The sequence below is a fragment of the Schlesneria sp. genome, assembly GCF_036405755.1.
Classification (GTDB): domain Bacteria; phylum Planctomycetota; class Planctomycetia; order Planctomycetales; family Planctomycetaceae; genus Schlesneria; species Schlesneria sphaerica.
Map to the genome: position 1 here is coordinate 1 of NZ_DASWWZ010000749.1, position 5,506 is coordinate 5,506.

4 protein-coding genes are annotated in these 5,506 nt (G+C 58.5%); 1 reads left to right on the forward strand and 3 read right to left on the reverse strand.

Annotation, left to right across the window (positions count from 1 at the left end; genetic code table 11):
• Window positions 1–330 precede the first annotated feature (330 nt).
• The 3 genes from VGE80_RS24605 to VGE80_RS24615 form a co-directional block, all read right to left on the reverse strand.
• Window positions 331–1,770 (reverse strand): hypothetical protein, encoded by a 1,440-nt coding sequence (locus tag VGE80_RS24605; RefSeq protein ID WP_440594492.1) that lies wholly within the window; start codon window positions 1,768–1,770, stop codon window positions 331–333.
• Window positions 1,771–1,985: 215 nt separating this feature from the next.
• Complete coding sequence (locus VGE80_RS24610; protein WP_373652604.1) at window positions 1,986–2,807, reverse strand: hypothetical protein; 822 nt, start codon at window positions 2,805–2,807, stop codon at window positions 1,986–1,988.
• Between the two features lie 164 nt (window positions 2,808–2,971).
• On the reverse strand, window positions 2,972–4,339 hold the full coding sequence (locus VGE80_RS24615; protein WP_440594493.1) for a hypothetical protein: 1,368 nt from the start codon (window positions 4,337–4,339) through the stop codon (window positions 2,972–2,974).
• Between the two features lie 214 nt (window positions 4,340–4,553).
• On the opposite strand from VGE80_RS24615, the gene VGE80_RS24620 reads away from it, so the two are divergent.
• Window positions 4,554–5,506 (forward strand): LolA family protein (locus VGE80_RS24620; protein ID WP_440594494.1); only part of this gene is annotated, 953 nt, incomplete at its 3' end.

Genomic DNA, 5,506 nt, shown 5'->3' on the forward strand with positions numbered 1-5,506 from the left:
CAACTGGCCGAGTAACTGCGCGTCCGAAAACAGGGAGGCGGGAACGACAAGCATCAATCCATAGGGAATGGCGGGTGGGCGGAACCAGACCCAGAGTGCATGTTGTCCCGAAGGGTCGAGCGCCACCGATTCCCAGTTGACGGAAGCAGGCTTCTGTGCGAGCAGCATGATTGACTCGTTCAACCAGAGGTTCCAACACAAAGGCCAGCCCGTGTTCAACGGACTGGCCTCGGTATTATATCAGGTTTGCTGGAGACATCATGTCTGACGGAGTTCGTGTGGGGATGAGGTTTGGCTGACCGCATCCGGTGCAACCCCCGGGCCCCGTTATCAGCGGACCTTGGTCTTGAAGGTGACAACCCCGCCCGTGCGAGGAGGCAGAGGCTTGTCCAATTCCCAGACCAGGATCTGCGATCCTTCGCCGTTGTCCTGCAGGACCAGTCGACCGTCACGGTCCGAGGTGGCACTGTCGTCGATGTACTCGAGACGTGGCGTCAGGTTATCGACGATGCGGACATGGTAGACTTCCTTGCCTCCCAGATTGTCGTATCGGATGGTGAACTCGATTTCATCTCCGGAGACCGCCGTATTCTTGTCTGCTAATTTGACGATCCGCAGATCTTCAGGTGACTCGCGGTCGTCGATTGCTGTGAAGACGGCCGTCGACTGTTCGAAGTGCCCTTCCAGAGCCATGTCGGTTTTCGATTCAATGACTGGGTACTCTTCACGCGTCCAGAGCGAGGCGGCCTGGATACCGTAGTTCAACCGTGCGGTGTCCGAATCTTCAATCTTGCCGAAGCGGACAAATGTCAACGACTGGTACACATTCAGCAGCTTGTCATGCACGGACGGGCTGCGGAGTTGCGAGACGGTTCCCTGCAGAGCTTCGCTTTCCAGTCCACTGGCTCGCGAACGGACATGAATTCGGCCGGTCATCTCTCGTTTCACACTGTGGGCCGCGCGAAGTCGAGTATGCATCCCGCCGGTAGAAGCGAGTGCACCGACCCCGGCCACTTCGTCGGTGACAGATTCTTCGTGTGGGCGACTGACCGTCCGAACGGAGGCGAATCGTGGTGCGTAGATGCAGACGCGGTTCGACGGTCTGATCCGTTCAAAGCCCGCTCGGTTCGTGTATTCCAGAATCGTGTCTTCGGTTTCCAATCCACGGCGGAAGTGTGCATCGTAATGGACGGGGATTTCACGATCGCCTCCGTCGCACAGGTACTCGTCCGCGTAATTTTCCGGCGAGGGCAAATTGCATACGTCACAGGCCGTCATGCCCGGTGCCAGGGGATGAGGTCCCGCGGCAGCCCAGCGAGGCTCACACGGCAGACATTCGACATCGAATGGAGCTTCCGCGGGATCGCAGTACTCGCTGGGAGCCCCTCCGAGTGGACCGCGATGGCGATGAATGAATGCCGCCGCTTCCACGTCATCCGGAGACTGAGTCCTTACGCTCGCCTCTGTCATTTCCGTATGGCTGACATGGTCGACCGAAGGGGCCTTACGAATCGTCACGACACCCACTTCAGGCTGGTTGTGGCTGAGCTGCTGGATGTCGGTCGAATGAGCCCTCTTCGCGGTTGTGGATCCCAGGCCCTGTCTGGACGGAGCTTCTGATACCTCGTTATAGATCGCCTGCACGGGCTTGTTTCTCGCCGCGGCGGTTCGGGTGTGAGGACCCGTTGCACAGGCACTGCAACTGAGCGCAAGGCCGACGGCGCTCCAGCCGAGCAGCGTGCGTCCGAATCGGTGGGATAACGAGATCATGCGAGGACCTGCATTAATTGCGTTGTGGGCAAGTTCGTTCGGAATGGTGGGAACCATCAAGGGTGAACAGCGCTGAGTCATAACGTGGCCGTAATGAGAGATCAGCGCGATTGACCTGTCTCAGGGCCGCTGATTCAGGCAGCCGGGTTCTGTGTGATTCAAGTGACTCTGTTGTCCGTTGTACGTCGATCAGGCGACAGGATTTTCCTGTGCCCTCAATCCAGATGGCTGCGTGCTTCTGTCTCTTTGTGGCTGACTTTGACTTTCTTGACCGAGACGACGCCCGCGTTGGCGGGCCGTTTCACCTGGTTGGTTCGACGGGCCTTCATGGCGGCGAGAACCTCGGGTTGCTGCATGCGGATGGGGCCGCCAGGACCGAAGAACGTCGGATCAGGCTGGTTTGGGTCTGGGGTTCGGCCACCAAGCCGGACAATCGCCATGGGACGTCCTAGCAGGTCCGCTTCCGCCAAGGCATTACGCGAGGGTTCGATGGTCGTAATACGGGGCTGAGCGTCCAGGACTGAGGGGGGAACCCGGTCAGGTTGCTCAAGGTAGACAACCTTTGTGACAAGGCGTCCGTTCGCGGCCCATTCGAGTTCTTCCAGCGTCAGTTCGAATTCGATCGGGAAGTCTTCGACATTACAGTTCGGGGGGTGAAGCCGGTCGACGAGTTCGATCGAGGGATAAAAGTCGATTCCAGGGAACTCAGGCATGTCGTGGATGCGAAGTCGGTAAACATGCCCCACGACGAGGCTCACCTGAGCCGGGGCGATGGCGTCGTACGAGCGGTGCTGTGCACCTTCGTAGAACGTCACAGTTCCCGATGTGGGTAATGAGACGCGAACGGGCTGGAAGTATTCAGGTGTTCCCCGACCCACGTTCATCGCCCATTGGGCGTAAGTTCCAGGTGGCGTCATTTGATTGAGTGGAAACTGACGCCCACCCACGGCAGGGTACTGCTGTGCCGAGACTTTCAGTACCGGCATCGTCAGTGTGGCAATCAGTGAGAGCCAGAGGATCAACGAGATCCGGTTCACGATAATTCGCCTTTGGGATAAGTGCCGTTGACGATCAGGTCCGACGTGTGTGCGGGGCGAGTGTGCCCAGCGTGTTCAACTGATTCAGCCTGCTTGCGATGTAAGGGACTCAGCCCGTATGCACCAGGCATCCGGGCTGAGTGGATCGCATGTCCTGTCAGGCGTTATTGCATTCCGGGGGGACAGTAGGCATCGGAAGGTCCGAATCCCTGTCCGGGTCCCATCGCCCGAAGCTGACCAGCGCCCGGAGCGTTCCAGGCAGGATTGGAGAGCTCGCCGGGGCGGTAGACGGGATGCTTCTCGGTGTATTCGACGTACCGGACAGGCTCAGGCAGGCTGAGGCCCGGTTCGTGTTTGACGTCGATCAGCATGTGGTCCACTGGTTTGGGCAGGTCCATGCGGGTTCGATTTCGCACGGTGTGCGATTTCAGACCAGCGGGGCCACCCAGCGGAATGTGTGGAGGACCGGGAAGTCCGATGGGTGTACCGGTGATGGGCATACCCCATGGTGGCATGTTACCGCCCGAGATGGGGGCTCCGGGCATTCCCGAACCAGCCACCATCATCGCACCAGGAATCCCTGGGCCGTATCCGCTGCCACCGGCAGGACCGATTGGCATGGGAGGAACGATTTCTCCACGGTTTCCGTCGATCTGGTGGTGAACCTGATCAACAGGTTCTCCATCGGCGGAAGTCAGGGGACCGACTCCCTGGCTCCCTTGCATTTCGAGGTCCATGTTACCGATTCGCAGGACAGCCATGATGGTGCCTCGCTTGTCGGCTTCCTGGATCGGATCGACCCCAGGATCAAGTCGAGTCGAGACCAGGGTCTCAACGTTGGCGATCGCCAATTCCTGGAAACGGGCATCCGGCAGGTAGATGACCTTGGTGACGAAGTTGTTGCTCTCGATCTGATCGAGGTCTTCTTCCGTCAGTTGCAGTGGCACGCTGTTGTGTGCGAGATAGGCCTCGGTGTTCGGGTGTGTTGGATACACCTGAAGGGTCGGATAGAGCGTCAGCCCTTCGCGACCGGGAATCCCGTTGAACTTCAGGCGATAGGTCGCACCCTGCATGAAGTTGTACCGGGCGGGTGTGACGAGCTGGTGCTCGGCATAGCCGTTGGGAACTTGCCAACCCACGCTCATCCCATCCGGTCCGATGAACCGGACCTGCGAGCTGGTCGGGGCGAAAGTGCGACCATTCGGTCCGCACGGCGCTCCTCCAACTCCCCCCCCACCACCACTGGCCATCATCGCCAGTACGCCGGGTCCGGGTCCATCGACCATCGGACCGGGACGCATCATCATCGCGGCAGGGGGAGCGTGGTATTCTCCCTTATTCCCCGCGTGGTGATTCAATCCTGCGAGATTGGGGCCTCCCAATCCTGAGCTCCGGGCATGCTCTTGATGACCGTCCATGGCGCAGCCGACGCACACTACGACGACCGTGCCCAATGCGAGAAAGTACAGCTTCATTGCGATCCCTCTCGGGACAGGCTGCGAAACAGTGTCGATATCTTGATGGTCAGCCATTATTGCCAGCCTCTCGCCACATCGTCCCGTCGCCGGTCCTGTCGAATCCCTTCTGTTTAGCCTTGTGACACGTTTTTCCGTCGACCTGTGCATCCGTTTCCAGTTAGAATGCCGGGCGTCGCGATTCGATTTCATTTGAACGGACTCGCAACACGTCATTAACTGGTCTATCGTGGCACCTTGGTCTGCTCTTCTCTTTTCGGAAGGAACTGCGTTGCATCTTTGGCAAATCCGACATATTCCGAATCGCCCACAAACCTTGCTTAGTTTGACCCTCGCCGCTGCTCTTTCTGTGGCGATGGTCGTAACTGTTGGATATCCAACGGGTTTCGTTGCAGGCCAGACAGAGGACGACGCGGCCCCGGCGGGAAACAGCCCCGCCAGCCAATTAGACCCTGCGGAATTTTTCAAGCAGGTCCGGCAGGAACTGCAGACCCATCAGTCTGTGAAGGCGGACTTGAGTCAAAGCGTGTCAATCGGCGACCAGCAGTTCAAAATCACAGGGCAATACCTTTCGTCGGGGAACTCGGCGGAAGGGATGAAGCTGATGTTGAACTACTCTGTCGTTCCCGATCAGGGTGTGACGGGACAGATTCTCGAAGTCTGCGACGGAAAGGAATTGTGGACCGTCTTGACGCTGCCCGATCTCAAGCGGGTGACTCTGCGGAACGTCCTGCAGATTCAGAAGGCTGCCGCTGCCGCCAGCAAGAAGAGCATTCCTGATTCGACACTGAACGCTGAACTGGGGCTTGGGGGTTTAAACGCGCTGCTGGCCTCGCTGGAACGGACCGTCGACTTCGACGTTATCAAAGAAGAAGCGAGCGAGGGGGGACCGCGGACGATCATTCAAGGGAAATGGAAAAGCGAAATCCTTCAGCGATTCCCCAAGGGCAAAGATAACTCGCTACCCGCGTTCGTCCCCGACCTGGTGCGGTTGTACGTGAACTCAGAAAACCTGTTCCCCGAACGGCTGCTGTATCTCAAGCGACAGCCGGAATCGAAGAAGCTGCGGCCGCTCGTGAATCTCGAGTTTCGCAATGTCGAGCTGGATACACCCGTCGATGATGACGCATTCAAGTTTGATATTCCTGATGTCGTTCCCGAAGACGTCACGAAGATCTACCTGGATCGCATCAATGGGGTCACCGAAACCGCGCCCCCTGCCAA

Coding starts and splice junctions, on each gene's coding strand:
- VGE80_RS24605 (WP_440594492.1), bottom strand. CDS start 1,770: ATGATCTCGTTATCCCACCGATTCGGACGCACGCTGCTCGGCTGGAGC.
- VGE80_RS24615 (WP_440594493.1), bottom strand. CDS start 4,339: ATGGCTGACCATCAAGATATCGACACTGTTTCGCAGCCTGTCCCGAGA.